The organism is Bradyrhizobium sp. BR14999 (assembly GCF_056106085.1).
In genome coordinates this window covers 1,804,860-1,829,852 of sequence record NZ_CM148536.1, presented here as the reverse complement: position 1 = coordinate 1,829,852, position 24,993 = coordinate 1,804,860, and the positions used below count along the sequence as shown (strand labels likewise).

Genomic DNA, 24,993 nt, shown 5'->3' with positions numbered 1-24,993 from the left:
ATCAAATCAATCGAATGGAATATCAGCGCACGCCGACGCGGTTGACCGGGCCGCCGCGATTCATCGGCGTACCTGCGCGCACACCGACACCGGGCGCGCCGACACCGGGTGTCGCGACCGCGGCCCGCGCAACCGGAGCTCCCGGCGCGACCACCACTGCCGCAGTCGGCCGCACCACGCAGCCCTTGGGCACGCCGACCGTCTTGCAATAGACCACGGCCTGCGCCGGGCTCGTGCCCAGCGACACCATCGCCGCACCCGCCAGCGCCATGATCGTCAGCCCGGCGCTCAGCGCTCCCGCTCTCTTCGACATCTTGCTCTCCTGCTTCCCGTTCGGCGTCCCGGTGCAATCACCGGGTTTCGCAGCCGAGGTGCAGCCTGAATGGCAAAAGACCGGGCACGGATACATGCCATGAAGATGGGGGTGCCGCGGGCAGGAGGGCGCACCCGGTGCCATGAACATGGCATGGACTTGCGCCCGGCCTTCGCGAGATCGTCCGGCCCGCTTGATCCCAGGCGGGACCAACGACAATCCCAAAGAGGTGTTTTATGAAGATTTCGGTTCTTGCCGCGCTGCTGCTCGCCGCCACCGCCATGTCCGCCGCCGCGCAATCCGGTCCGACGCCGCAGGAGCAGATGGCCTGCCGCGGCGATGCCAGCAAATTCTGCGCCGAACATATCGGCAAGCCGCCGGAGATGAATGCCTGCCTGCGCCAGAACAAGACCAAGCTCTCCGACTCCTGCCGCAAGGTCGTGGAATCTCACGGCGGCTGAGCCGGTCCTCAAGTCCGGGAGCGCTTCAGCGGAGCGAACCCGGACTCTGTTTTGCCGATCATGCTTTAGTCGTCGTCGGGCCCGAACAGCCTGATCTGCGGGAAGCCGCTGCGTGGGCGGCTTGCGATATCGCGGGCATCGGAGTCTTCTCGGATGTTGCGCGCGACGTCGTCCCAATCGGTGCGGTCGCGCGGGCCGCGCATCTCGCGGGACTCGTAATAGTGGCGGCGCTCGGCCCAGCGTTCGCGGCGCTCCATCCGGCGCCGTTCGGACGCGGCGCGCTTCACGTCGGAATCCCGTGCCTTGGCATAGGCGTTGTCCGGCGAAGCGGCCGGCTCTGTCGACGCCTGCTGCTCTGCAGGCCTGGGCGCGGCTGGTGCCGGCTTGGACTGTTCCTTGGACTGCTCGACCGCGGCTGCTTGCGACGGCCGCGGTGCTGGCGGTTCAGCGGTCGCTTGAGTGGTCCGCGTATCGGGCTTGGCGGGTTCAGACTTTGCCTCGGCCTGCGCCGGCGCGGCAATGATCGCGCCAAAAGCCTGCGAACCGGTGAGATAATTCACGCGCTCGGACGGTGCGTTCATCGCCGCCGCTGTGCCAGCGGCGTCGGCGCGCTTGCTGGTGTCCGGCCCCTGCTTGGGCGCGATCGGATTCATGATGTTGCCGGCGACGATGCCGCCGCCGAGACCAATGGCGATGGCCGCGACAATGGTTCCGGCACCGACGAAATAGGCTGTCGAGGCGCGCATTGATCCACTCCCTCTTTGGGGCGAGCAACGCACGTTGATTGCCGGATGTTCCTGATGCGGCGGCAGTTCCCAAAGGAACTGTCAGATCTGCTGCGCGACCTTCTCCAGCCCGATGATGCGGGCGAGCTTGCGCACTTCCTCTTTCTGGTCGTCACGCAGCTGGAACAGCAGCGGCATCGCGGCCGACTTCAACTGCTGAACCTCGTCGCAATTCGGATCGATCGGCACGCCCGGCGCGTTCGGATTGGAGAGCTTGTTTGCCGAAATCTTGCGGACAACGTTGCGGAGCGCCGTCTCGACCGAGGGCCAATAATATTCCTGCGACGACGAGAGTTTCAGGCGATCCCTGATGCCCGCGATCTGTGCGTCGGACAGCAGCGCATAGGATTTCTGCGGCTGCGGCTTGGCCACGACCTTCGGCTTGGCCGGGACTTCGACGGCGGGGACTTCCGCGGCGGCAGGCGCCTCGTGCGAACTGGCCTTCGGCATCGGAAAATCGGAAGGCGTGGCGGCGGCAAAGGCCTGGCGAAGCGGCTCGGTCAGCACCGGCGTCTGAGCGAGCTTGTCGGCGGCGACCTGCACCGGCTCGATTGCGGCCGAGGCAAGCGCCAGCGTCGGAACCAGACGGTCGGCCTTGGCGGCACGGTTGGTCGCGAGCGGTTTGGCCGCAGGTGCCTGCGTGATCATCTCCGCGCTGACACTGGGCACGCTGTCGCGGCCGAGAATGGCGGTCGTCGCAGCGCCAAGGACGAGAAAACAGGTCAGCGCGACGATGGTGATGGCTTTGGACAAACGTCTCTCCGCGCCCAACTTTCAAGTCCACGTGATCACTGCCCGGAAACTGGGCGATAATTAAGGCTTAACCGTGCAATTGCGGCGGCAATCGCGCGGACTGCGGCGACATCGCCTGAAAAGCTCAACGAAATCAGGCAGCTGCCGCCAGTTCGTAGGCATCCTGGATGTCGGCCACGATCTCCGAGGCCTCCCAGACCGCGCGCGGCTCGACCGATTGCAGCGCCACCGTCCAGTTGCCGCCTCGGCGAGTACGGGGGACGCTGACGATGTCGAAGCGCACGTTGCGGCACAGCGGATGGCGGGCCAGCGCGTGGGCCACGCGAACGCGGATTTCGTCCAACGTCGCGGCTGTCTTGCCGTTGAGATAGTTGAAGTCCATCGCCTGTCCCTCTCGGTCCTGATTGGCGGCCTTGAGAGGATTCTTGGCGGGCGATGGTTAATCTGCCGTTAAGTGAGCGGGGCGGAAGAGCGCGGGATTAACCGTGAGCGGTGCGCCGGAGGCTCTTCTCCCTCTCCCCGTCCTTACGGGGAGAGGGTCGGGGTGAGGGGCTCTCTCCACAATCAAGGTGACAGTTGGATTCAGGCTCCCCCTCACCCGCCGCGCTTCGGACGATGCTTCGCATCGCGCGGCGCGTCGGCCTCTCCCCACACGCGGGGAGAGGCGAACAAGCCTACTGTCCGCCCGCCTCGCGATATTCGGTAACCGTCCGCGCAACGAGATCGTCGACAGTGAGCACGTCCGTCACCCCCGATGTCGAATGCCCACCGCTCCAGATGTCGCGCCAGCGTTTCGGCCGGCTCTCGCGCGCGGCGACGTCGATGTCCTTGGCAATGTCGATCGCCCCGCGCGCCGGCAGGTCGTCGGGATCGAGACCCGCGGCCACGATCGACGGCCTCAGCATGCTGGTCTGCAGTCCCGTGAAGGCGGTGGTGAGCAGGACGTCGTCGGCGCTGCTCTCGACCAGCATCCGCTTGTAACGGTCATCCGCCATGCTCTCGCGCGTCGCAATGAACTTCGTGCCCATGTAAGCGAGATCGCAGCCGAGCACTTCAGCGGCGTGCAACGCGCGGCCGTCGCTGATGCCGCCGGCGAGCACGATGATGCCGTCGTAGAATGCGCGCACCGCGCGGACAAAGGCGAACGGATTGAGCCAGCCGGTCTGGCCGCCGGCGCCGGCGGTCAGCAGCACAAGGCCGTCGGCACCGGCTTCCGCCGCGCGTTCGGCATGGCGGATCGAGGCGACATCCGCCAACACCAATGCGCCGGCATCATGCAGCGGCTTCGCTACAGGCGCGGGCGAGCCGACCGAGGTGATGACGATCTCCGGCCTGTGCCGCAGCAGCACGGCGAGATCCTGCTCCAGCCGCACGTTGGAACGGTGCACGATCAGGTTCGGGCACAGCGGCGCCGCCTTGCGTCCGGTTTGCTCTTCGTGCTGCCGCGACCGGGTTTCGATCGCAGTGAGCCATTCGTCGAGCTGTTCCGCGCTACGGCAATTCGCGGTTGGGAAGCTGCCGATCACGCCGTTGCGGCAGGCCGCGACCATGAGCTCGACGCCCGACACCAGAAACATCGGCGCCGCGATCAGCGGCAGATCAAGACGATCGCGGAAACGCTGCAGTCGGTCTGATGGCACGCCAATCTCCTTGTCATTCTTGCCGCCCTGCGCGGGCTTTGTCGTTCCATCCCGCATTCGCTGTGCTAGCGTCATCAGCAACATTGGCACGCCAGAAGCCGATGACAAAGCAACGAGGAAACATATGTCCGATCCGCTCCACGCATCGTCCCCGGCTTGTGCGCAGACGCTACGGGCGCTGTCGCGCTATCCCGGCCGCACCGCTTTCGCCTGGCCTGAGGGATCGCTGAGCTATCGTGGCACCATCGACCTGATCGGACGAATCCAGGGCGTGTTCATGCGGCTTGGATTGCAGCCCGGCGCGCGCGTCGCCTTCCTCACAGCCAATCGCGCCGACACCTGGTGCGCCGGCGTCGCGGCGCAGTTGTCACGGCTCTGCATCACCTGGCTGCATCCTCTGGGCTCCCTGGAGGACCAGCTGTTTCAACTCGAGGATTCCGACGCCGAGATGCTGGTGGTCGACGCGGCCGCCTTCCGCGATCGCGGCGGCGACCTCGCCGCGAAGGCCGGCCGGCTCAAGGCGGTCTTCACCATGGGACCAGCCAGCTACGGCGTCGATCTGCTGGCGGCGATCGAGACTGCGGGACACGCCAGCGCGCTGTGCCTCGCCGGCCCCGACGATCTCGCCACGCTGAACTACACCGGCGGCACGACCGGTAAATCCAAGGGCGCGCTGCGCCATCACCGCGAGAATGCCGGAGCCGCCGCCGCGATCCTCGCCGACTTCGAGATCCCCGAGGCCGCGCGCTATCTCACGGTCGCACCGATCAGCCATGTCGCCGGCACGAAGGTGCTGCCGACCTTGATGCGCGGCGGCACCGTGCACATGCTCAAGAGTTTCGATCCCGAGGCGATGCTGGCGACGATCGCGCGCGAGCGCATCAATTTCACGCTGCTCGTGCCGACCATGATCTATGTGCTGCTCGATCATCCCGCGCTCAGCAAGACCGACCTGTCCTCGCTCGAGCTGGTGCTCTATGGCGCCTCCGCGATGTCGCCGAGCCGGCTGGTCGAGGGCATCGAGCGCATCGGGCCGGTGTTCTCGCAGCTTTACGGACAGACCGAATGCTATCCCGTCTCGGTGCTGCGCAAGGCGGATCATGATCCCAAGACACCGGAGCTGTTCCTGTCCTGCGGCTTCCCGATCGCGGCCTGCGAGGTCAAGATCCTCGACGACGACGACCAGGAGGTGAGGACGGACGAAGCCGGCGAGATCTGCGTGCGCGCGCCGCACGTGATGGCGGAGTACTGGAAGCGGCCGGACATCACCGCCGAGACGCTGAAGAACGGCTGGGTCCACACCGGCGACATCGCGCGCAAGGACGAGCGCGGCTACATGTTCATCCTCGATCGCAAGAAGGACATGATCGTCTCCGGCGGCTTCAACATCTTCCCGCGCGAGGTCGAGGACGTGCTGTCGCAGCATGCCGACGTCGCCATGGTCGCTGTCGTCGGCATTCCCGACGAGAAGTGGGGCGAGGCCGTCACCGCCATCGTCGTGCCGCGCGAGGGCGCAAGGCCCGATCCAGACGAGCTGATCAACCTGGTGAAGATGCGGAAGGGCTCGGCGCACGCGCCCAAGCAGATTCAGTTCGTCAAACAGCTGCCGATGACCGGCGTCGGCAAGGTCGACAAGAAGGTGCTGCGCGCGGGCTTCTGGAGCGGGCGGGACCGGATGGTGGGGTGACGGCTGCGAGATGCGCGAGGCTGCATCCACGATCGGCCGTCGTCGCCCGGCTTGACCGGGCGATCCAGTAATCCGAGACGGCTGCGATGGAGTCGATAGGCCGCGGCGTACTGGATGAACCGCTTTCGCGGAGCATGACACCGAGATTGAGGCGCGGACCCGCGAGCTACGACCTTTTCTCGATCACCAGGCTCTGCACCGCCCGGCCGAAATAGCCCTGCCGGTCAGCCAACCGCGACATTGCAAGGCCCGCGCCGTCGGGACCAATCCAGGAGTCGCCGTCGAGCAGGATCCACTCGCCCACCGGCTGCCGCGCAAAGCTCACGGTGAGATCGGCGTTGATGTAGGTCCAGGCGCGGAAGTCGAGCGTCGAGGCGGTGCCGTTGGAGAAGTCGGCGGCGACCACGGCGCGCATCGCCTGCGAGATCGCCTCGCCTGCAATCAAGGGATGATCGACGCGAAACCAGATCGCGCCGGCACCGGCCTGGCCGAAGCGGCCGCGCGCGGCACGCATCGAGACCGAGCGCACGAACGGGCTGGTGGCAGCGTGGCCATCCTCGATCAGGGAGTCCTCGGGCGAAGGCAGCGCAACCGGCAGCCCCTTGACGTCGTCGGGCAGGCTCAGCGCCTGGCGCCTGATCTTGAGCACGGTGGCGCCGACCACCTGCACGCCGTCGGCGAGCAGCTTGATTTCGCAGAGCTGGATCTTGCGGCCCTCACGCAAGACCTCGGTCGCGATCGTAAGTGGCGCCACCGGCACCGGGCGCATCAGATCGATTGTGACCCGCGCGATCTCCATCGGAACAGGCGTCGGAATGCGTTCGGCCGCCCACGTCACCAGCGACGCCGGCGCCGAGCCATGCTGCATGCGGCGGTCCCAAGGCCCCGCGGCGTCCGGGCTGGTGACGACGCTGTTGCCGTCGACGCGGTAGATGGGGGGCATGGTCGCTCCGTGGCACACATTCGCAGTTCAAAAACAGGTGTCGTCCCGGCGGAGGCCGGGACCCATACTCACAGACCGAACTTGGTGAAGCGAGATCGGGGCTGATATCAGCCGCAACAACAACCTATCGGGGGTATGGGTCCCGGCCTACGCCCTAGGGCATGCACATATCTGGTGCGGCGGATTGACTCGGATCGGCCTGGGAGGATTCCAGAATCAGAGTTCTGTGTGATTCGTATTGCGGCACTCCATGATTTGGACGGGGTGCCGCGATGTTGTCACGGATTGACTGGACGCTGGGCCGGTTCGGGGATCGTCGTCTCGATAAAGGGGGGCGGCGTTCGTCGAACGCATGGTTGTGGGCAAAACTGTCTGCCTTCGGCAGCTCTCCAGGGGGAACCGCGCGCTGGAAGTGCGGTTCAACCGCTTTCTTGGCCATGACAAGGTGACGGTGGAGCGGATCATCGAAAGCTGGAGCGAAAGCACGGTCGCTGCGGTAGAGGGCCGCCACGTGCTGGCCATCCAGGACACCAGCGAGATCCACTTCAACACCACACCGCAACGCCGGCGCGGGCTCGGAGAAATCGGCAAAGGCAATAACCACGGCGTGCTGCTGCATCCGCTGCTGGCTGTGGATGCCGATGACGGCAACTGTCTTGGACTTTTGAGCGGGCAGATATGGACGCGCACAGGTCGCCGCACGACCTCGCACGACGATCGGGAGTTATCGGACAAGGAATCGCAGCGCTGGATATCCACTGCCATGGCGGCCAAGCCGCTCCTCACCAAGGCCACAGCGGTGACGGTGCTGGGTGACCGCGAGAGCGATATTTTTGCCCTTTATGCCAGCTCGGCCGAGCAACACTTCCACGTCATCGCGCGCAGCATGCATGATCGCAAGCTTGCCGACCGCAGCGGCTTGTATGAGGTCAGCGATGCCATGGCCGCGGTGGATCGGCGTGCGATCCAATTGCCTGCGCGCGCCGCGCGGCCCGCCCGCCTGGCTCACCTCGAACTTCGCTTTGGCGCAATCGAGCTCGCCCGCCCACAGAGTAAGTTCCTGCGCCATCTGCCGGAAAGCTTGCCATTGGCGGTGGTCGATGTGCGCGAGATCAATGCCGAAACCGGGGTAGAGCCGCTGCACTGGCGGCTTCTCACCTCTCACGAGGTTACCGGCATCGAGGACGCCTGGCGCATCGTCCAATGGTACAAGCAACGCTGGATCATCGAGCAGTTCTTCCGCATCCTGAAGACACAAGGCTTCAAGCTCGAAGACAGCCAGATCGGAACCGCCGATCGCCTTCTCAAGCTGGTCGCGATTGCCGCTAAGGCGGCCGTCATCACAATCCAACTTCTGCAGGCCCGCAATGGCAGTCGCCAACCCATTCTCGCTGCCTTCGACAACGGCCAAATTAACGTGCTCACCGCCCTCAACCGTCAACTCGAAGCCGGGAGCAAGCGATTAAAGAACCCACATCCGCCCGATAGCCTCGCTTGGGCCGCCTGGATCATTGGTCGCCTCGGCGGCTGGGACGGCTACCCATCGTCCAAGCCGCCGGGCCCGATCACCTTCAAGAACGGCCTCGAATACTTCCACGCCGTCGCAGCAGGATGGAGCCTCAGAGATATGTGCATGCCCTAGGGCCTTCGCCGGGACGACGAATGAGAACTAGGCGTGCCACAACAGCCGCCCATCACAACGGCGGATCGATCGCTTCGTCGTATTCCTTCTTGAAGCGCGCGATCAGGTCGGCGGCGGGCAGGATGCCCTCGACGCTGCCGATGCCCTGACCCGAGCCCCAGATCTCCTTCCAAGCCTTCGGCTTGGCGCGCTCGCCGGAGGCGTCGGTGCCGAAGTTCATCTTGGAGGGATCGGAGGTCGGCAGGTTTTCCGGATCCATGCCGGCGGCGAGGATCGAGGGTTTCAGATAATTGCCGTGCACGCCGGTGAAGAGGTTGGAATAGACGATGTCGTCGGCGCTCGAGCCGGCGATCATCTCTTTGTACTTCTCGACCGCGTTAGCCTCCTTGGTCGCGATGAAGGCCGAGCCGATATAGGCGAAGTCGGCGCCGAGAATGCGCGCGGCGCGGATCGCCTTGCCGTTGCCGATCGCACCCGACAGCGCGATCGGGCCGTCGAACCACTTTCGCGTCTCGGCGACGAAGGCGAGCGGCGAGATGGTGCCGGCATGGCCGCCGGCGCCGGCTGCGACCAGGATCAGGCCGTCGGCGCCCTTCTCGATCGCCTTGTGCGCGAATTTCTGGTTGATCACGTCGTGGAAGACGATGCCGCCCCAGCCGTGCACGGCCTGGTTCAGCTCCTCGCGCGCTCCGAGCGAGGAGATGATCATCGGCACCTTGTACTTGGCGCAGAGCTGCATGTCGTGATCGAGCCGGTTGTTCGACTTGTGCACGATCTGGTTGACCGCGAACGGCGCCGACGGCTTATCGGGATGCGCGCGGTCATAGGCCGCGAGCTCCTCGGTGATCCGCGCCAGCCATTCGTCGAGCAATTCCGGCGGCCGCGCGTTCAGCGCCGGAAACGAGCCGACCACACCCGCCTTGCACTGCGCGATCACGAGATCGGGCACCGAGATGATGAAGAGCGGCGAACCGATCACGGGGATCGACAGGCGTCCTTTGAACAAGGCAGGCATGGACATTGCGGAACGGTCCTCTGTTAGCGGTCAAACGAAGGCTGGGATCATACCAACAAGGCAATCTTTCCACTGTCAAGTATTGCGTTGTGACGCCGCGGCGGATGCCGTTACCGCAATTTCCAACGCGCGGAATTCTTACCCGTACAATCTAACCGTCTTCTTCGTCATTGCGAGCGCAGCGAAGCAATCCAGTCTCTCTCCGCGGAAGGATTCTGGATTGCTTCGTCGCAAGGGCTCCTCGCAATGACGTGCAGAAAAAGCATCGATCTCCCATGCGCACCGGAAGTCGACGCGATGACTTCACCCGATCAAATCCGGGTTGATCAGCCGCTCGAACGAGAACATCTCGTCCCACTTCTCCTGCGTCAGCAGCTGGCGCTCGACCACCACGATCTGGTGCAGCGACTTGCCGCTCTTGTAGCCCTCGCGCGCGATCTCGGCGCATTGCTTGTAGCCGAGCAGCGGCTTCAGCACCGTGACGATACCGAGCGAGTTCAGCACCATGTTGCGGGTGTGCTCCTCGTTGGCGGTGATGCCGACGACGCAATGCTCGCGCAGGCTGTTGACCGCGCGCTCCATGGTGCGGATCGAGAAGAACAGCGCGAACGAGATCACCGGCTCCATCACGTTGAGCTGGAGCTGGCCGGCGCTGGCGGCCAGCGTCACCGTGGTGTCGAGACCGATGACGAGGAAGCTGGTCTGGTTGACCACCTCGGGGATGACCGGATTGACCTTGCCGGGCATGATCGAGGAGCCCGGCTGAAGCTGCGGCAAGTTGATCTCGTTGAAGCCGGCACGCGGGCCGGAGGCAAGCAGGCGGATGTCGTTACAGATCTTGGTCAGCTTGCTGGCGGTGCGCTTGAGGATGCCCGAGAGCTGCACATAGGCACCGGTGTCGGAGGTCGCCTCGACAAGATCGCCGGCGAGAACGAACTCGACGCCGGTCAGCGCGCTCAGATGCCGGACCGCGAGCTTGGGATAGCCGACGGCCGCGGTCACGGAGGTGCCGATCGCTGTGGCGCCGAGATTGATCTCGCGCAGCAGCGCACGGGCCTCCGAAATGCGATCCACCTCCTCGCCGATCGTGGTGCCCCATCCCCGGAATTCGGCGCCGAGCGACATCGGCACCGCGTCCTGAAGATGCGTGCGGCCCATCTTCAGCACACGATCGAACTCGCGGCCCTTGGCGAAGAAAGCTTCCTGGAGCTGGCGCAGCGCCGTCATGTAGCTCTCGAGCCGCAGGATCAGCGCCAGGCGAAAGGCGGTAGGATAGGTGTCGTTGGTGGACTGGCCGTAATTGACGTGATCGTTGGGGCTGACCTGCTGGTAATCGCCCTTCGCAAAGCCGAGCGATTCCAGCGCGAGGTTGGCGATCACCTCGTTGGCGTTCATGTTGGTCGATGTGCCAGCACCGCCCTGAATGAAGTCGGTAACGAACTGGTCCATCATGTCACCGGCAATCACGCGGTCACAGCCCAGAATGATCGCGTCCGCGACCTTGGCGTCGATCGCGCCGAGCTCGCGGTTGGCCATGGCGGCCGCTTTCTTCACGTAACCAAGCGCCTTCACGAAGTAAGGCTCCTGGCTCATCGGAATGCCGGTGATGTGGAAGTTCTCCTTCCCGCGGATGGTCTGGACGCCGTAATAGATGTCGTCGGCGATCTCACGCTGTCCGAGGAAGTCCTGCTCCGTACGACTCATGGGCGCTCCTTGTTGCATGCGCGCGGGCCATCACGTCAGTTCTGACAAAGCGCGCTGGTCACGAAAGTGTCGGTGCGGCAATCGTCGGGCCTGCGTTGCCGGCCCGGTATCAGGACCTTGGCCGAGCATTTCTCGGCTGAGTCGGCGTTCAGGCTCTTGCCTTCGCGATAGCCCTTGCTCTGGCAGAGTTGGTCGGCGGCCTGCTTGCAGTCGGGCGCGCCGTTCGCGGAGGCCGGACAGGCCACGCGCCCCGAGACCATGGTGGACGGCTTCGCCAGCCGCGATAAATCGTTCATGGTCTCGCTCGGGCTTTTGATCGGCGGCAGGATCGAGGGCAACTTGTCGAACAGCTTGCCCATTTCGTTGATCAGCCCGGGATTTTCCTCGCGCGCCGGCGGCGCCGAAAGAGCGGGTGTCGACGGCGGCCGCGCGGCCTGCGTCCCCTGCTCCTGGAGGCCGAGCGCGGGCGGCGCAGCTTGCGGCCATGCCGTCCCGCCGGCGAAAACCAGGAGCAGCACTGCTGACATCAGCGTCCCGAACCGCATGGCCGGTTTGCCGGATCGAACCATCATGACGGCAAGCGTAGCCGATGCCGGCGCGACGGCAAAGCGCCGCGAGGTTATTGAGCGAGCATGGTCCTCGCGCAAACGCTAGATCAGCTTGATCGCCACCACGAAGCCGAGCACCAGCACGGCGGCGCCGATCGCTACCCAGAGGCCGAGATGCTTCTCGATCCTGACGCGGATCCAATCGCCATAGCGGTTGAGCAGGATCGCGACGACGAAGAAGCGTCCGCCGCGCGCAACGATCGAGCACAGGATGAACAGAAGAATATTGTAGCCGGCAAAGCCCGAGGTGATGGTGACGAGCTTGTAGGGGATCGGCGTCAACCCCTTGAGCAGGATGATGATCGCACCCCATTCCGTATAGGAGGCGCGGAAGGCATCGACCTTGTCGCCGAGGCCGTAGACCTGGATCAGCCATTGGCCGACCGAGTCGAACAGCAGCGCTCCGATGGCGTAGCCAACCATGCCGCCGACCACCGAGGTCACGGTGCAGATCGCAGCATAGACCCAGGCGCGCTGCGGGCGCGCCAGCGACATCGGGATCAGCATCACGTCCGGCGGGACCGGAAAGAACGAGCTTTCTGCGAACGCCACGGCTCCCATGATCCAGAGCGCGTAGGGCTTGTGGGCGGCGTCGATGCACCAGTCGTAGATACGTTTCAGCATGGCGCCGCGATGAAGCACCATGGGACGGATTTGTCCATGCCGAGATTGAGGCGAATTATGACGTTTCTAGTGGCGCTTGCGCGCGGCACGGCCCTCGAGCGCGACAATTGGCCGCCTTGAGGCAATTCGCGGTGACGCGACCTTGGGCAGCTTCATCCGCGATTTCGGCAGCTTCTCGGCGATGCCGAGCATATCTTCACGCCGCGTCATCTCCCGCCAGACGTCCTCGGGACGGACCCCGGCCGAAGCCCACAGCACGGTGAGATTGTAGAGCAGGTCGGCGCTCTCCCGGATCACGGCCTCGCTATCGCCGTTGACCGCGTCGATCACGACTTCGATGGCCTCTTCGGCCAGTTTCTTCGCCATTTTGGAAGGCCCGCGCTGAAACAGCCGGGCCGTGCGCGATGTTGCCGGATCAAGATCTCTGGCCGCGAGCACAGCCAGATATAGCCGCTCAAGCGAATCACTCATGGTACTCAAACTACTCTAAACCCATGGCGAGCGCGTTAACGCGCGACAATAAAAGCGAAAAACAGGCCGGCGCGGCAAGCGCGACGGCCCGTTGTAGTCAACCTTTGGTAGCCGGAGCTAGTAGCAGTTGGTGTAATAGCCCTGGCCGCAGTATTCGGACGGAGCCGTACCGCCGTAGCGCTGATATTGGTAGTTGGGGCCCGGACCATAATAGGGCCCGTAAGCAGGACCGCTGTAATAGGCAGGTCCGCCGTAATAGCCGTAGCCCGGACCGTAGTCATAGGCGTAGGCGTCCCGGCTTGCGGCGATGGCGAGACCCGTGCCGATGGCTGCGAAAGCCGCAGCTGCGGCCGCGCCGCCTCCACCGCCATGCCAGTGGCGGCCGCCGGCGTATGACGCGGTCGGGGCAATTGCGGTCAGTGCCAGCACCGCGGCGGTGGCAAGAACGGCCTTGCGGCCGGCAAATTTCGAAAAACTGTCAAACATGTGGACCCTCCTTGGGACCTCGAATGGTGCCTATAGACAGGCTCGTGTCTGTCAAACACCCGCATCCCATGTTGGGTTCCCCAACCCCAACACAAGCTGAACGGGGTTGCGTAATCGTGACGCAACCTCCGCTCATCCGCCGTTCATGTTGGCGCGGACAGACTGACTGCCAGCCGGCGCTGCGAGCGTCACGAAACCATAACAATGCGGGACCGGCGCACCCGATGTCGGAATTCAAGACGATCGCCCTTCGTTGCCTGCTGGCTCTCGTGATCTCGCTTGCGACACTGATTGCACGCGATGTCAGCATGGCCGAGACCGCCGCCCCATCCGTTGCGATTCACTTCACCTTCGACCGGCCATTGGATGCGAGCATGGCGCCGTTCTTCCTGGCCGCAAAGGACGGCAGGTTCGGCGCCGAGCATCTCAGCGTGTCCTTCAACACCGCAGCCGGATCGTCGGAAGCGCTCGCGCGTGTCGCCAAGGGCGACAGCGAGCTCGCTCTGGTCGACATCAACGAGTTGATCCGCTTTCGCGACAAGGAGCAGGCAGCGCCGGTCAAGGCGGTGTTCGTGCTGTTCAACCGCGCACCCTACGCGATCGTCGCGCGCAGGAGCCGCGGCATCCACCTTCTGTCCGATCTCGACGGCAAAACCGTCGGCGTTGCCGACAGCGACCTGTCGATGCGGCTGTGGCCCGCACTGGCGCAGCAGAACGGCATCAATGCATCGCACGTCAAATTTCACAAGATCAGCGCGGCGGTGCGCGAGCCGATCCTCTCCGCGGGCCAGGTCGATGCGGTCGCCGGCTTCAGCTATCTGTCGGCGGTGAACCTGCGTGACCGCGGCGTGCCCGAAGCCGATCTCGTCGTGCTGCGCTATGCGGATTACGGCTGCGAAGCCTACGGCTTTGCCGTGGTGGTCAATCCCGCCTTCGCCGCAGCAAAGCCGGACGGCGTCAAGGGCTTCGTCCGCGCCTTGATCGCGGGCATCAACGCGACCGTCATGGAGCCGGGGCGCGCGGCGGAGGAGGCCGCGAGCCGCATCGAGGACGGCGACCGCAACCTGGAGCTGGAGCGCCTGCGCACCGCTCTCGCCGACAACATCCTGACCGACGAGGTCAGGCGCAACGGCCTCGGCGGCGTCGACCCGGCGCGCCTCGAGCGCTCGATCGGCCAGGTCGCGCAGGACTTCAAATTCCGCAAACGACCGACAGCGACCGAGATCTTCGACGACCAATTCCTGCCGCCGCTGGCGGGGCGGCTGATCAACTGAGCAAAACCGAAAGCTTCCGCTGTATCTCGCGTACGATCCCTGCTTAGAATACGGGCTCCGTCGTCGCCGAGTTCCTTGCCCGCATGTCCATCCTCCGTCTCTACACCCGTGTTCTCGAGCTGCTCGGCAAGGAGGCGCGGCTGGGCTGGCTGCTCGCGGTCGCCAATCTGCTGCTGGCAGGCTCGCAATTCGCCGAGCCCGTGCTGTTCGGCCGGATCGTCGACGTGCTCTCGGGCAAGACCGTAGCCGGCTCGAACTCGGCCTGGCCATTCCTGGCCGCCTGGGTCGCCTTCGGGCTGTTCACCATCGCATGCAGCGCGCTCGTGGCTTTGCAGGCCGATCGGCTCTCGCACCGCCAGCGCCAGGCGGTGCTGACCGATTATTTCGAGCACATCCTGCAACTGCCGCTGACCTTCCACTCCGGCACCCATTCGGGCCGGCTGATGAAGGTGATGCTCAACGGCACCGACGCGCTGTGGCGGCTATGGCTCGGCTTCTTCCGCGAGCATTTTGCCGCGATCCTCTCGGTCGTGGTGCTGATGCCGCTGTCGCTCTACCTGAACTGGCGGCTCGCGATCCTGCTGTTCGTGCTCTGCATCGTCTTCACCGCGCTGACGACCTTCGTGGTGCGCAAGACCTTCGGTATGCAGATGGAGGTCGAGGAGCACTACAGCGAGCTCTCTGCGCGCGCCTCCGATGCGCTCGGCAACGTCGCGCTGGTGCAGAGCTTCGTCCGCGTCGAATCCGAGGTCAAAGGGCTACGCTCCGTCGCCGACGAGCTGCTGGCCGCGCAGATGCCGGTGCTGTCGTGGTGGGCGCTCGTCACCGTCATCACGCGCGCCTCCACAACCATCACCGTGCTCGCGATCTTCACGCTCGGCATCGCGCTGCACGACCAGGGGCTCACCTCGGTCGGCGAGATCGTGATGTTCGTGAGCTTTGCGACGCTGCTGATCCAGAAGCTCGAGCAGGTCGTGAGCTTCATCAACAACGTGTTCATGGAAGCGCCGCGTCTGCGCGAGTTCTTTGGCGTGCTCGACGCCGTGCCCGCGGTGCACGACAGGCCCGACGCGATCGATGCCGGCAGATTGTCCGGCCTCGTCGAGTTCCACGACGTCACCTTCTCCTATGACGGCAAGCGCCCTGCGGTCGAGGACCTCTCGTTCACGGCGCTGCCCGGCCAGACCATCGCGCTGGTCGGTCCGACCGGCGCCGGCAAGTCGACCGCGATCGCGCTCTTGCACCGCGCCTTCGACCCGCAATCCGGCTTCATCAAGATTGACGGCATGGACGTGCGCGGGATCACGCTGACGTCGCTGCGGCGGAACATCGGCGTGGTGTTCCAGGAGGCGCTGCTGTTCAACCGCTCGATCGCGGAGAATCTGCAGGTCGGCAAGCCGGATGCGACCGAGGACGAGATGCGCAAGGCGGCCGCGCGCGCGCAGGCGCTCGAGTTCATCGAGCGCAGCGGCGGCTTCGAGACCAACGCCGGCGAACGCGGCCGCATGCTCTCCGGCGGCGAGCGGCAGCGGCTGTCGATCGCCCGCGCGCTGTTGAAGGATCCGCCGATCCTGATCCTGGACGAGGCGACCAGCGCGCTCGACGCCGTCACCGAGGCCAAGGTGAATGCCGCTCTCGACGAAGTGATGAAGGGCAGGACCACGTTCGTGATCGCCCACCGCCTCTCCACCATCCGCAACGCCACGCGGATCCTGGTGTTCGAGAACGGCCGGGTGACCGAAAGCGGAACTTTCGATGAACTCGTGGCCAAAGGCGGCCATTTCGCCGAGCTCGCCAGGGCCCAGTTCATGGTCCAGGAAAACGCGCGGGCCAGCGTGACGGCGGCCGAGACTGCCGCGACTCCGGTCAAATCCCAGTAGCAAGTCCCCATAGGCCCGTCGAAATTCGGCCTATTTCATTGCGGAATACCGCACCGGTCCCCCTATTCTCGACGCATCAGCCGGTATAGGTTTGCGACGCCGCAAGCGGCGGCGCTGGATTTCAAAACCGACCATCAGATCACGAGAACCGCAGGGAATCGGCGGGTCTCCAAGGACCGGAATCGGATAGTGCACGCCCTTCGCCCGCTGCTTCGCAAATCGCTGTTCAACCTGTTCGCTGCGGGCCTCGCATGCGCCGCATTGCTCGCGCCGGGCGCAGCGCGCGCCGAAGCGCTGCTGCTGATCGAAGCCGACAGCGGCAAGGTGTTGCAGGCCGATAACGCGACCATTCCCTGGTACCCCGCCTCCGTCACCAAGATCATGACCGCCTATGTGACGCTGAAGGCGGTCAAGGACGGCAGGCTCACGCTCGACACGCTGCTCACGGTGTCGCCGACGGCAGCCTCGCAATCGCCATCGAAGATGGGCTTCCGCCCGGGAACGCAGCTCACCGTCGACAACGCGCTGAAGATGATGATGGTCAAGTCGGCGAACGACATGGCCGTGGTGCTTGCCGAAGGCGTCGGCGGCTCGATCGATGGCTTCTCCGCGATGATGAACGACACCGCGAAGAAGCTCGGCATGACGCAGACGAGCTACGTCAATCCGAACGGCCTGCCCGCCGACGGCCAGATCACGTCCGCGCGTGATCTCGGAATCCTGGCGCGCGCGTTCCTGCGCGACCTGCCGGAGTACGAGTACTTCGTGCACATCCCGGCGATCCGCTTCGGCAAGCGCATCACCGGCAATTTCAACAAGCTGATCGGCCGCTATCCCGGCGCCGACGGCTTCAAGACCGGCTTCATCTGCGCCTCCGGCTACAATCTCGTGGCATCGGCCACGCGCAACGGTCGCCGGCTGATCGCCGTGGTGCTGGGCGCCAATTCCGGCACTGCGCGCGCGGTGAAGGCGGCGCAGCTGCTCGAGCGCGGCTTCGGCCAGGACAATCTGACATGGCTGCGACCTTCGCTCGGCACCGTCGATAATCTCGTGCCGGTCGACGCCTCGCCGCCGAATTTGCGCGACGAGATGTGCGGGCCCAACCGCAAGCGGCCGGCCAGCGACGACGACGATGCGCTGATCGCGGCCAATGGCAGCCCGACCGGATCGGCCTCGGCCACCGGCGGCGAAGCCCAGGTCACCTTCTTCACGGCCGGTCTGCAGCCGCCCATGATGAAGGCTTCCGAGCTGATGGCCTCTGCTCCGGCCGCTGCCGAGGCCGTGCTGGTCTATACCGGCCCGACCCGCACCGGCACGGCCCTGATCGCAGCGGTCGCGGCCGATGCCGACCAACAGACGGTGGCAAAGCCGCGTGGCAAGAAGTCGCGCGTCGCCAAGAAGCCTGACGCCGCCGACAAGCCGAAGGACGGGACTAAGGACGCGGGCAAGGAATCCAAGACGGCGGCGGCGAAGCCGGCTGCCAAGCCTGACGCCAAGACCGACACCAAGAGCGATACCAAGACCGCAGCCAAGCCGGCCGGGACCAAGCATGCCGCGGCCAAGCACGATGCGGCGGCAAAACCCGCCGAGAAACCGGCGGCAACCGGCGATCAGGCTCCCAAGCCCGCCAAGCCCAAGGCCGCGACCAAGCCCGCCGCCACCAAGCCGGCCAACAACAGTTAACGGCCCCTTAGGCTGGACCGCGCCCGCACTTCGCACCTGCGGCAGCGCGGTCTGTGATGATTCCAGTAGCTACTCCCGGACCTTTGCCCTAAGCCTCGACGGCTTGCCACCCGTTCCGGCAGGCTCGATACTGGCGGCAATGAGGCAAGCCCGAGACACAACGGGCTCAGTTAGATGAGGGGAGTTTCCATGGAGCGCATCTGGCTCAAGCAATATCCGCCCGGCGTGCCCGCCGATATCGAGCCGACGCAATACGCCTCGCTGGTCGACCTTTTGGAGGAGAGCTTCACCAAGTTCGCCGACCGCAAGGCGTTCATTTGCATGGACAAGTCGATCAGCTATCGCGACCTCGATCAGATGTCGGTCGCGCTCGCCGCCTATTTGCAGGGCCGTGGGCTGCAGCGCGGCGCTCGTGTCGCCATCATGATGCCGAACGTGCTGCAATATCCGGTCGCGACCGCTGCCGTGCTGCGCGCCGGTTTCGCGGTGGTCAACGTCAATCCGCTCTATACCCCGCGCGAGCTCGAGCATCAGCTCAAGGATTCCGGCGCCGAGGCCATCATCGTGCTGGAGAATTTCGCCCACACGGTCGAGCAGGTGATCGCGAAGACGCCGGTGAAGCACGTCATCGTCGCCAGCATGGGCGACCTGCTCGGCTTCAAGGGCGTGATCGTCAATCTCGTCGTCCGCCGCGTCAAGAAGATGGTACCGGCCTGGTCGCTGCCTGGCGCGGTGTCCTTCAACGACGCGCTCTCCGCCGGCCGCGGCATGACCTTCAACAAGCCAAAGCTCTCGCCGGGCGACGTCGCCTTCCTGCAATATACCGGCGGCACCACCGGCGTCTCCAAGGGCGCCACGCTGCTCCACCGCAACATCGTCGCTAACGTCTTGCAGAACGACGCCTGGCTCCAGCCGGCGCTCGCCGCACCGCCGCATGTCGATCAGCTCATGATCGTCTGTGCGCTGCCGCTCTATCACATCTTCGCACTGACGGCCTGCTACCTGCTCGCGGTGCGCGCCGGCGGCTGCAATCTCTTGATCCCCAATCCGCGCGACATCGCCGGCTTCGTCAAGGAGCTGGCGAAATACCAGGTCAACAGCTTCCCCGCCGTGAACACGCTCTACAACGGCCTGATGCATCATCCCGACTTCAAGAAGCTCGACTTCTCCAAGCTGAAGATCTCGAACGGCGGCGGCATGGCGGTTCAGCGCGCCGTGGCCGATCAATGGAAAGCGATCACCGGCTGCTTCATCGCCGAAGGTTACGGCCTGTCGGAGACCTCGCCGACGCTGACCTGCAATCCCGCGACGGCAACGGAGTTCACGGGTACGATCGGCATCCCCGTGCCTTCGACCTGGATCTCGATCCGCGACGACGACGGCAACGAACTCCCGCTCGGCCAGGCGGGCGAGATCTGCGCCAAGGGCCCGCAGGTCATGTCCGGCTACTGGAACAGGCCGGAGGAGACCGCGAAGGTGATGACCGCTGACGGATATTTCCGCACCGGCGACATCGGCGTGATGGACGAGAAGGGCTACACCAAGATCGTCGACCGCAAGAAGGACATGATCCTGGTCTCCGGCTTCAACGTCTATCCCAACGAGATCGAGGAAGTGATCGCGAGCCATCCGGGCGTGCTCGAATGCGCGGTGATCGGCATCCCCGATTCCAAGTCGGGCGAGGCGGTGAAGGCCTTCATCGTCAAGAAGGACCCGAACCTCACGGCGGAAGCCGTGATCAAGTTCTGCCAGGAGCAGCTCACCGGCTACAAGGTGCCCAAGCACATCGAATTCCGCAACGACCTGCCGAAGACCAATGTCGGCAAGATCCTGCGCCGGCAGCTTCGCGATGAGAAGAAGGCGGCGGCGGCATAAGGCCGCTTTCCATTCATGCTGGAAGCCGGCGACATCACGCCATCGGACATTCTCGCCTTCTGGCGCGAGGCCGGCCGCGAGCGCTGGTACAAGCGCAACGACGCTTTCGACGCAGAGGTCAGGCGCCGCTTTCTCGCCCTGTGGCAGAAGGCGGCCGCCGGCGAGCTTGCATCATGGGAGACGAGCGACGACGGCGCGCTCGCGCTCGTCATCGTGCTCGATCAGTTTCCCCGCAACATGTTCCGCGACACGCCGGAGGCTTTTGCCAGCGACGCGCAGGCGCGCGATGTTGCCCGCCGCGCCATCGAAAGGGGCATAGATCGCAGGGTCGATCCCATCCTGCTCGAATTCCTCTATCTGCCCTTCATGCATTCCGAGCACCTGGCTGACCAGCTGCATTGCGTTGCGCTGTTTCAAAACACCGACAATGCCGTGAACCTGAAATACGCTCGCGAGCACGCCGACATCATCCGACGGTTCGGCCGCTTTCCCCACCGCAATCGCCTGCTCGGCCGTGACACAACTGAGGAAGAGCAGGTCTTCCTCGACGGCGGCGGTTTTACGGGCTGATGACATCACGGTGAACAGCTGCTGCCTTCGCCGCTTCCGCCGCCGGCAATATTGTGCAGGCCGGCGCTACGGTCTAAAAAGCGGGACCGATATTCAGGGAGACTGATGATGGCGATCCAGACTGGCGACAAGCTGCCCGAGGCGAAATTCCGCGTGATGACGGCGGAAGGTCCGCAGGTGAAGACCACCGACGATATCTTCAAGGGCAAGAAGGTGGCGCTGTTCGCGGTGCCCGGCGCCTATACCGGCACCTGCCACAAGATGCATCTGCCGAGCATCTTCCTCAACGCCTACGCCATGAAGGACAAGGGCGTCGACACCATCGCCATCGTCTCCGTCAACGACGCCTTCGTCATGAACGCCTGGAAGCGCGACACCGACCAGCGCGACGAGGCCATCTTCCTCGCCGACGGCAATGCCGATTTCACCAAGGCGATCGGCATGGAGCTGGACGCCTCCGCCAACGGCCTCGGCATCCGCTCCAAGCGCTATTCGATGCTGGTCGAGGACGGCGTGGTCAAGAAGCTGAACCTCGAGGCGATGCCCGGCAAGGTCGAGGTCTCCGGCGGCGATACGCTGCTGGGGCAGCTGTAGGGCACGACATCCTCGCGCCACTTGCGCAACTGTCATCGCCCGCGAAGGCGGGCGATCCAGTACGCCGAGGCCTCTCGGCTCAATCACAGCCGTCTCTGGATACTGGATCGCCCGGTCAAGCCGGGCGATGACGCCGGAGAGCTTGGCGACGCCCGAGATGACGGCGCCCCTACTCCCTCACCCTCTGCTGCAACCGCGCCATCGCGATCCCGTCTCGCGCCAGCTGATCGGCGCGCTCGTTTTCGGGATGGCCGGCGTGGCCCTTGACCCAGTGCCAGCGGACCTCGTGCTGCTTCAGCGCGGCATCGAGACGCTGCCATAGCTCGACATTCTTCACCGGCTTCTTGTCGGCGGTGCGCCAGCCGTTGCGCTTCCAACCGAAAATCCACCCCGTGATGCCCTGACGGACATATTGGCTGTCGGTGTAGAGATCGACCGTGCACGGCTTCTTCAGCGCTTCGAGCGCGGAGATCGCCGCCATCAACTCCATCTGGTTGTTGGTGGTGTGGCGCTCGCCGCCGTTCAGCTCCTTCTCCTTGTCGCCGAACTTCAGGATCGCGCCCCAGCCGCCCGGCCCGGGATTTCCCGAGCAGGCGCCGTCGGTATAGATCGTGACATTGGGAAGCTCGCTCACGCCACCAGTCCTGAGGGCATCAGCCCATAGTCGCGAACGCTCGTCACGCTCTGATGGAAGCGCAGCTTGCGGACATATTCCAGCGGATCCTTCGGCTTCACCAGCGCGCCCGGCGGCACGTTGAGCCAGTCGACCAGCCGCGTCAGCAGGAAACGGATCGCAGCACCGCGCGCGAGCAGCGGCAGCGCCGCCTCCTCGGCGTCGGAAAGCTTTCGCACCCGGCCATAGGCATTGAGGAAGGCGCGCGCCTTGGTGACGTTGAAGGAATGATCCGGCTCGAAGCACCAGGCGTTGAGGCAAATCGCGATGTCATAGGCCAGCATGTCGTTGCAGGCGAAGGTGAAGTCGATGATCCCCGAGAGCCGGTCGCCGAGAAAAAAGACGTTGTCGTTGAAGAGGTCGGCGTGGATCACGCCCTCCGGCAGGTCGGTCGGCCAGACCCCGCTCGAGAGATGATCGAGCTCGGCGGCGAGAAAGGCGCGCAGGCCCGGCTGCACCTCGTCGGCACGGTTTGAAGCTGCATCGAACAGCGGCCGCCAGCCAGCGACCGAGAGCGTATTGGCGCGCTTGATCGCGAAGTTGACGCCAGCCAGATGCATCTTCGCCAGCGCCTCGCCAACGCCGGCGCAATGGACCACGTTCGGCTTGCGCGGCCACACGCCTTCGAGAAAGGTGATGATCGCGGCCGGCCGGCCCGACAGCTCGCGCAGCGCCTCGCCGTCCCTCGCCTTCACCGGCAACGGGCAGTTGATGCCGTGCTCGGCGAGATGCGTCATCAGCGCGAGGAAGTAGGGCAGGTCGTTCTTCGCCACGCGTTTCTCATAGAGCGTGAGGATGAACGATCCGGTCGTCGTATGCAGCAGGAAGTTGGAGTTTTCGACGCCCTCGGCGATGCCCTTGTAGGAGAGCAATTCGCCGAGGTCATATTGCTTCAGGAAATCCGCAAGCTCGTCGGCGGCAACGTCGGTGTAGACCGCCATGCAGATTTACTCTGCGGCGGCTTCGGGGCGCACCGAGCGCGGCAGCGGGAAGAACTCGTTCTCTTCCGCAGCCGAGACCGTCTCCACATGCAGCGTGTAGCGCTCGGCGAACGCGTCCATGATCTCCTCGACGATCACCTCCGGCGCCGACGCGCCCGCGGTGATGCCGAGGCTCGTGATGTTGCCGAACTTGTCCCAATCGAGGTCGGTGGCGCGCTGCGCCAGCACCGCGATTCTGCAGCCCTCGCGCTCGGCGACCTCGCGCAGGCGCTGCGAGTTCGACGAATTCGGCGCGCCGACCACGATCAGGGCGTCCACCACCGGCGCCACCTTCTTCACCGCGAGTTGGCGGTTGGTGGTGGCGTAGCAGATGTCTTCCTTGTGCGGCCCGTTGATGTTCGGGAAGCGCTCCTTGAGCAGCGCCACGATCTCCGCGGTGTCGTCGATCGACAATGTGGTCTGGGTCACGAAGGCGAGGTTGTCAGGGTCCTTCGGCGTAATGGTCTTGGCGTCCTCGGCGGTCTCGATCAGGGTCACGGCGCCGACCGGAAGCTGGCCGAGGGTGCCGACCACTTCGGGATGATGCGAATGGCCGATCAGGAATATCTCGCGGCCGCGCTTGAAGTGGATCGCGGCCTCGCGATGCACCTTGGTCACAAGCGGGCAGGTCGCATCCAGCGAGAACAAATTGCGCGACTGGGCATCGGCCGGGACCGACTTCGGCACGCCATGGGCCGAGAACACCACCGGCGCGGTGGTGTTGTCAGGTATTTCGGCGAGCTCCTCGACGAAGATGGCGCCCTTCTTCTTCAACCCATCGACGACGTACTTGTTGTGCACAATCTCATGGCGAACATAGACGGGGGCGCCGTATTTATCGAGCGCCCGTTCCACGGTGTCGATCGCCCGGACCACCCCGGCGCAGAAGCCGCGGGGAGAACAAAGCACGATCTTGAGGTCTGGTTTGGCTGACATTGAGCGATCTCGGGACCGAATCACCCGTTTCGCCTTCTGGCGGGGGCGGTCGATGGATGGAATTGGGCTTAAAACAGCTGCTTGGACCTTACAGCGACTTTAAAAGGAATTGGGCCCCCTTTCGGGCGCTGTCAAGGCACTATCTATAGCAGAACCATTGCGTGGCTACCCCCTCCGGGCTTATATAGCGCGAATTCCCTGTCATCGCTGATGACCACCGGTTTCGCCTCCAGAGGGGTGGGCGAAGCACAAAGGAGATTTGCCATGAGCAACGCACCTCTGATGCCCAAGGCGACCGCCGTCTGGCTGCTCGACAACACCGCGCTGACCTTCGACCAGGTCGCCGATTTCACCAAAATGCATCCCCTCGAAGTGCGCGCGATCGCCGACGGCGACGCTGCCCAGGGCATTAAGGGTATGGATCCCCTCTCCAACGGTCAGTTGACCCGCGAGGAGATTGAGAAAGGCGAGAAGAACCCGGACTACCGGCTTCGTCTCCAGGAGAGCAAGGTGGTGCTGCCGCCCCAGCCCAAGCGCAAGGGCCCGCGCTACACCCCGGTCTCGCGCCGCCACGAGCGCCCGAGCGCCATCCTCTGGCTGCTGCGCAACCATCCGGAGCTGAAGGACGCCCAGATCATGCGCCTGGTCGGCACCACCAAGAGCACGATCGCGAGCGTGCGCGACCGCACCCATTGGAACACATCGTCCCTGACCCCGATCGACCCCGTCACCCTCGGCCTCTGCTCGCAGATCGAGCTCGATTTCGAGGTGCAGCGCGCCGCCAAGGAAAAGCCGATCGACGCAGCCTATGGCGGCGCCACTCTGCTGCCGGCCTCCGAGACCACCAAGAAGGACGAGTACGAGCCCGCGGAGAAGTCCAGCGACGACCTCAATGTCGACGCCGTATTCGCCAAGCTGAAGACGCTCGGCGGCAAGAAGCAGGAGGACGAGGAGGAGTAGGCTTCCTTCCCTGCACCGCATCCGGTTCGAACGCGGCGGATCGCTCCGCCGCGTTTTTGTTTGCGGGCGGGAACTTTCGCGACACCGCTCCCGGAACGATGCAGCTGACGTCGCATTGTTTCCAGCGCGGAGGATCAGCGATGCGGGACGAGAACCATTTTGCGTTGATGCTGGGGCGCGCTGTCCTGGCAGCGTGGGGCGACATGCCCCGGGATATCCAGGAAGCCCTGTTCGAGATTGCCCTGACGGACCGCCCTGGCGATCGCGACGATTTGGCGAAGCTGCTGCATGAGCGGCATCCGCGGACGGCGCACGCGGGATAGCCGCTTTCCACCGTTATCGCATTCGCTGGTGTGACAACGCCAACCGCACCGTCAATGTCAGGACCCGGCGATGGCGATCCCATAACAATCAAACGGAAACTACACCGCGGCGC

The 24,993-nt window shown here is 64.6% G+C and carries 26 protein-coding genes; 11 read left to right on the top strand and 15 right to left on the bottom strand.

All coding sequences use genetic code 11. The features are described from left to right. Positions 1 to 22 precede the first annotated feature (22 nt). A complete protein-coding gene (locus ACR9YP_RS08490) occupies positions 23 to 313 on the bottom strand; it encodes a hypothetical protein (protein WP_060737488.1) in 291 nt (96 codons plus the stop codon). A gap of 236 nt (positions 314 to 549) precedes the next feature. Between ACR9YP_RS08490 and ACR9YP_RS08485 the strand changes: the two genes are divergently transcribed. Next, positions 550 to 774 (top strand): hypothetical protein, encoded by a 225-nt coding sequence (locus ACR9YP_RS08485; protein WP_091895085.1) that lies wholly within the window; start codon positions 550 to 552, stop codon positions 772 to 774. Between the two features lie 65 nt (positions 775 to 839). Here the strand turns inward: ACR9YP_RS08485 and ACR9YP_RS08480 are convergent, their stop codons facing one another. The 4 genes from ACR9YP_RS08480 to ACR9YP_RS08465 form a co-directional block, all read right to left on the bottom strand. Continuing rightward, positions 840 to 1,520, bottom strand: coding sequence for a hypothetical protein (locus tag ACR9YP_RS08480; RefSeq protein WP_438103215.1), 681 nt, complete (start codon positions 1,518 to 1,520; stop codon positions 840 to 842). An 81-nt stretch (positions 1,521 to 1,601) separates the two neighbouring features. Next, complete coding sequence (locus tag ACR9YP_RS08475; RefSeq protein WP_438103217.1) at positions 1,602 to 2,312, bottom strand: hypothetical protein; 711 nt, start codon at positions 2,310 to 2,312, stop codon at positions 1,602 to 1,604. A gap of 133 nt (positions 2,313 to 2,445) precedes the next feature. After that, positions 2,446 to 2,694 carry a hypothetical protein gene (locus ACR9YP_RS08470; RefSeq protein ID WP_091895088.1) on the bottom strand — a complete coding sequence of 83 codons (249 nt, stop codon included), beginning with the start codon at positions 2,692 to 2,694 and terminating at the stop codon, positions 2,446 to 2,448. Between the two features lie 292 nt (positions 2,695 to 2,986). After that, positions 2,987 to 3,952 carry an NAD(P)H-dependent flavin oxidoreductase gene (locus tag ACR9YP_RS08465; RefSeq protein ID WP_438103219.1) on the bottom strand — a complete coding sequence of 322 codons (966 nt, stop codon included), beginning with the start codon at positions 3,950 to 3,952 and terminating at the stop codon, positions 2,987 to 2,989. 124 nt (positions 3,953 to 4,076) lie between these two features. Here ACR9YP_RS08465 and ACR9YP_RS08460 point away from each other — a divergent pair, with 124 nt between their 5' ends. After that, positions 4,077 to 5,639, top strand: a complete 1,563-nt coding sequence (locus tag ACR9YP_RS08460; protein ID WP_438103221.1) for an AMP-binding protein — start codon at positions 4,077 to 4,079, stop codon at positions 5,637 to 5,639. 166 nt (positions 5,640 to 5,805) lie between these two features. On the opposite strand, the gene ACR9YP_RS08455 is transcribed toward ACR9YP_RS08460, so the two are convergent. Continuing rightward, complete coding sequence (locus ACR9YP_RS08455) at positions 5,806 to 6,582, bottom strand: thioesterase family protein (RefSeq protein ID WP_474219372.1); 777 nt, start codon at positions 6,580 to 6,582, stop codon at positions 5,806 to 5,808. A 352-nt stretch (positions 6,583 to 6,934) separates the two neighbouring features. Here ACR9YP_RS08455 and ACR9YP_RS08450 point away from each other — a divergent pair, with 352 nt between their 5' ends. Next, entirely contained in the window at positions 6,935 to 8,224 is a 1,290-nt protein-coding gene (locus ACR9YP_RS08450; RefSeq protein ID WP_438103448.1) for an IS4 family transposase, read from the top strand. 52 nt (positions 8,225 to 8,276) lie between these two features. Here ACR9YP_RS08450 and ACR9YP_RS08445 read toward each other — a convergent pair whose 3' ends face one another. The 6 genes from ACR9YP_RS08445 to ACR9YP_RS08420 form a co-directional block, all read right to left on the bottom strand. After that, positions 8,277 to 9,245: an NAD(P)H-dependent flavin oxidoreductase gene (locus ACR9YP_RS08445; protein ID WP_091895091.1), complete on the bottom strand. Its 969-nt coding sequence runs from the start codon at positions 9,243 to 9,245 to the stop codon at positions 8,277 to 8,279. A 297-nt stretch (positions 9,246 to 9,542) separates the two neighbouring features. Continuing rightward, entirely contained in the window at positions 9,543 to 10,943 is a 1,401-nt protein-coding gene (locus ACR9YP_RS08440; RefSeq protein WP_370989221.1) for an aspartate ammonia-lyase, read from the bottom strand. Between the two features lie 35 nt (positions 10,944 to 10,978). Then, a complete protein-coding gene (locus ACR9YP_RS08435) occupies positions 10,979 to 11,515 on the bottom strand; it encodes a hypothetical protein (protein WP_438103228.1) in 537 nt (178 codons plus the stop codon). A 78-nt stretch (positions 11,516 to 11,593) separates the two neighbouring features. Then, complete coding sequence (locus ACR9YP_RS08430) at positions 11,594 to 12,196, bottom strand: YqaA family protein (protein WP_438103229.1); 603 nt, start codon at positions 12,194 to 12,196, stop codon at positions 11,594 to 11,596. Between the two features lie 45 nt (positions 12,197 to 12,241). After that, complete coding sequence (hisE, locus tag ACR9YP_RS08425; protein WP_091895100.1) at positions 12,242 to 12,646, bottom strand: phosphoribosyl-ATP diphosphatase; 405 nt, start codon at positions 12,644 to 12,646, stop codon at positions 12,242 to 12,244. Between the two features lie 117 nt (positions 12,647 to 12,763). Then, entirely contained in the window at positions 12,764 to 13,132 is a 369-nt protein-coding gene (locus ACR9YP_RS08420) for a hypothetical protein (protein WP_128931160.1), read from the bottom strand. Positions 13,133 to 13,356: 224 nt separating this feature from the next. Here ACR9YP_RS08420 and ACR9YP_RS08415 point away from each other — a divergent pair, with 224 nt between their 5' ends. The 6 genes from ACR9YP_RS08415 to ACR9YP_RS08390 all read left to right on the top strand — a co-directional run bounded on the left by ACR9YP_RS08415 (position 13,357) and on the right by ACR9YP_RS08390 (position 21,008). After that, positions 13,357 to 14,406, top strand: coding sequence for an ABC transporter substrate-binding protein (locus ACR9YP_RS08415; protein WP_438103234.1), 1,050 nt, complete (start codon positions 13,357 to 13,359; stop codon positions 14,404 to 14,406). An 83-nt stretch (positions 14,407 to 14,489) separates the two neighbouring features. Next, positions 14,490 to 16,286, top strand: coding sequence for a glucan ABC transporter ATP-binding protein/ permease (locus tag ACR9YP_RS08410; protein ID WP_438103236.1), 1,797 nt, complete (start codon positions 14,490 to 14,492; stop codon positions 16,284 to 16,286). A gap of 189 nt (positions 16,287 to 16,475) precedes the next feature. After that, positions 16,476 to 17,969: a D-alanyl-D-alanine carboxypeptidase family protein gene (locus ACR9YP_RS08405; RefSeq protein WP_474219370.1), complete on the top strand. Its 1,494-nt coding sequence runs from the start codon at positions 16,476 to 16,478 to the stop codon at positions 17,967 to 17,969. 189 nt (positions 17,970 to 18,158) lie between these two features. Continuing rightward, the gene (locus ACR9YP_RS08400; RefSeq protein WP_474219369.1) at positions 18,159 to 19,844 is read left to right on the top strand and encodes a long-chain-fatty-acid--CoA ligase; all 1,686 of its coding nucleotides are present in this window, start codon (positions 18,159 to 18,161) and stop codon (positions 19,842 to 19,844) included. A 15-nt stretch (positions 19,845 to 19,859) separates the two neighbouring features. Further along, the gene (locus tag ACR9YP_RS08395) at positions 19,860 to 20,414 is read left to right on the top strand and encodes a DUF924 family protein (RefSeq protein WP_438103242.1); all 555 of its coding nucleotides are present in this window, start codon (positions 19,860 to 19,862) and stop codon (positions 20,412 to 20,414) included. Between the two features lie 108 nt (positions 20,415 to 20,522). Then, positions 20,523 to 21,008, top strand: coding sequence for a peroxiredoxin (locus ACR9YP_RS08390; RefSeq protein ID WP_091895200.1), 486 nt, complete (start codon positions 20,523 to 20,525; stop codon positions 21,006 to 21,008). A 169-nt stretch (positions 21,009 to 21,177) separates the two neighbouring features. Here ACR9YP_RS08390 and rnhA read toward each other — a convergent pair whose 3' ends face one another. Genes rnhA through ispH form a run of 3 tightly spaced genes read right to left on the bottom strand, consistent with a single transcriptional unit; the run spans position 21,178 to position 23,597 of the window. Continuing rightward, positions 21,178 to 21,642: a ribonuclease HI gene (gene rnhA / locus ACR9YP_RS08385; RefSeq protein ID WP_091895107.1), complete on the bottom strand. Its 465-nt coding sequence runs from the start codon at positions 21,640 to 21,642 to the stop codon at positions 21,178 to 21,180. Then, positions 21,639 to 22,622, bottom strand: a complete 984-nt coding sequence (locus ACR9YP_RS08380; protein ID WP_438103245.1) for a homoserine kinase — start codon at positions 22,620 to 22,622, stop codon at positions 21,639 to 21,641. The genes rnhA and ACR9YP_RS08380 overlap by 4 nt, the downstream gene beginning before the upstream one ends. 6 nt (positions 22,623 to 22,628) lie before the next feature. Further along, entirely contained in the window at positions 22,629 to 23,597 is a 969-nt protein-coding gene (ispH, locus tag ACR9YP_RS08375; protein ID WP_091895109.1) for a 4-hydroxy-3-methylbut-2-enyl diphosphate reductase, read from the bottom strand. Between the two features lie 264 nt (positions 23,598 to 23,861). Between ispH and ACR9YP_RS08370 the strand changes: the two genes are divergently transcribed. Together ACR9YP_RS08370 and ACR9YP_RS08365 are read left to right on the top strand one after the other, a co-directional pair. Beyond that, positions 23,862 to 24,557, top strand: a complete 696-nt coding sequence (locus tag ACR9YP_RS08370) for a DUF1013 domain-containing protein (RefSeq protein ID WP_164935139.1) — start codon at positions 23,862 to 23,864, stop codon at positions 24,555 to 24,557. Between the two features lie 140 nt (positions 24,558 to 24,697). After that, the gene (locus tag ACR9YP_RS08365) at positions 24,698 to 24,880 is read left to right on the top strand and encodes a hypothetical protein (RefSeq protein WP_091895111.1); all 183 of its coding nucleotides are present in this window, start codon (positions 24,698 to 24,700) and stop codon (positions 24,878 to 24,880) included. Positions 24,881 to 24,993: the final 113 nt, after the last annotated feature.

Excerpts from the sequence above, each read along its gene's own strand:
- ACR9YP_RS08480 (WP_438103215.1), bottom strand. The coding sequence starts at position 1,520 with ATGCGCGCCTCGACAGCCTATTTCGTCGGTGCCGGAACCATTGTCGCG.
- ACR9YP_RS08390 (WP_091895200.1), top strand. The coding sequence starts at position 20,523 with ATGGCGATCCAGACTGGCGACAAGCTGCCCGAGGCGAAATTCCGCGTG.
- ACR9YP_RS08470 (WP_091895088.1), bottom strand. The coding sequence starts at position 2,694 with ATGGACTTCAACTATCTCAACGGCAAGACAGCCGCGACGTTGGACGAA.
- ACR9YP_RS08460 (WP_438103221.1), top strand. The coding sequence starts at position 4,077 with ATGTCCGATCCGCTCCACGCATCGTCCCCGGCTTGTGCGCAGACGCTA.
- ACR9YP_RS08435 (WP_438103228.1), bottom strand. The coding sequence starts at position 11,515 with ATGATGGTTCGATCCGGCAAACCGGCCATGCGGTTCGGGACGCTGATG.
- ACR9YP_RS08420 (WP_128931160.1), bottom strand. The coding sequence starts at position 13,132 with ATGTTTGACAGTTTTTCGAAATTTGCCGGCCGCAAGGCCGTTCTTGCC.
- ACR9YP_RS08485 (WP_091895085.1), top strand. The coding sequence starts at position 550 with ATGAAGATTTCGGTTCTTGCCGCGCTGCTGCTCGCCGCCACCGCCATG.
- ACR9YP_RS08490 (WP_060737488.1), bottom strand. The coding sequence starts at position 313 with ATGTCGAAGAGAGCGGGAGCGCTGAGCGCCGGGCTGACGATCATGGCG.
- ACR9YP_RS08370 (WP_164935139.1), top strand. The coding sequence starts at position 23,862 with ATGAGCAACGCACCTCTGATGCCCAAGGCGACCGCCGTCTGGCTGCTC.
- ACR9YP_RS08415 (WP_438103234.1), top strand. The coding sequence starts at position 13,357 with ATGTCGGAATTCAAGACGATCGCCCTTCGTTGCCTGCTGGCTCTCGTG.
- ACR9YP_RS08445 (WP_091895091.1), bottom strand. The coding sequence starts at position 9,245 with ATGTCCATGCCTGCCTTGTTCAAAGGACGCCTGTCGATCCCCGTGATC.
- ACR9YP_RS08380 (WP_438103245.1), bottom strand. The coding sequence starts at position 22,622 with ATGGCGGTCTACACCGACGTTGCCGCCGACGAGCTTGCGGATTTCCTG.
- ACR9YP_RS08430 (WP_438103229.1), bottom strand. The coding sequence starts at position 12,196 with ATGGTGCTTCATCGCGGCGCCATGCTGAAACGTATCTACGACTGGTGC.
- ispH (WP_091895109.1), bottom strand. The coding sequence starts at position 23,597 with ATGTCAGCCAAACCAGACCTCAAGATCGTGCTTTGTTCTCCCCGCGGC.
- ACR9YP_RS08395 (WP_438103242.1), top strand. The coding sequence starts at position 19,860 with ATGCTGGAAGCCGGCGACATCACGCCATCGGACATTCTCGCCTTCTGG.
- ACR9YP_RS08410 (WP_438103236.1), top strand. The coding sequence starts at position 14,490 with ATGTCCATCCTCCGTCTCTACACCCGTGTTCTCGAGCTGCTCGGCAAG.
- ACR9YP_RS08450 (WP_438103448.1), top strand. The coding sequence starts at position 6,935 with ATGGTTGTGGGCAAAACTGTCTGCCTTCGGCAGCTCTCCAGGGGGAAC.
- ACR9YP_RS08400 (WP_474219369.1), top strand. The coding sequence starts at position 18,159 with ATGGAGCGCATCTGGCTCAAGCAATATCCGCCCGGCGTGCCCGCCGAT.
- ACR9YP_RS08365 (WP_091895111.1), top strand. The coding sequence starts at position 24,698 with ATGCGGGACGAGAACCATTTTGCGTTGATGCTGGGGCGCGCTGTCCTG.
- ACR9YP_RS08440 (WP_370989221.1), bottom strand. The coding sequence starts at position 10,943 with ATGAGTCGTACGGAGCAGGACTTCCTCGGACAGCGTGAGATCGCCGAC.
- ACR9YP_RS08455 (WP_474219372.1), bottom strand. The coding sequence starts at position 6,582 with ATGCCCCCCATCTACCGCGTCGACGGCAACAGCGTCGTCACCAGCCCG.
- hisE (WP_091895100.1), bottom strand. The coding sequence starts at position 12,646 with ATGAGTGATTCGCTTGAGCGGCTATATCTGGCTGTGCTCGCGGCCAGA.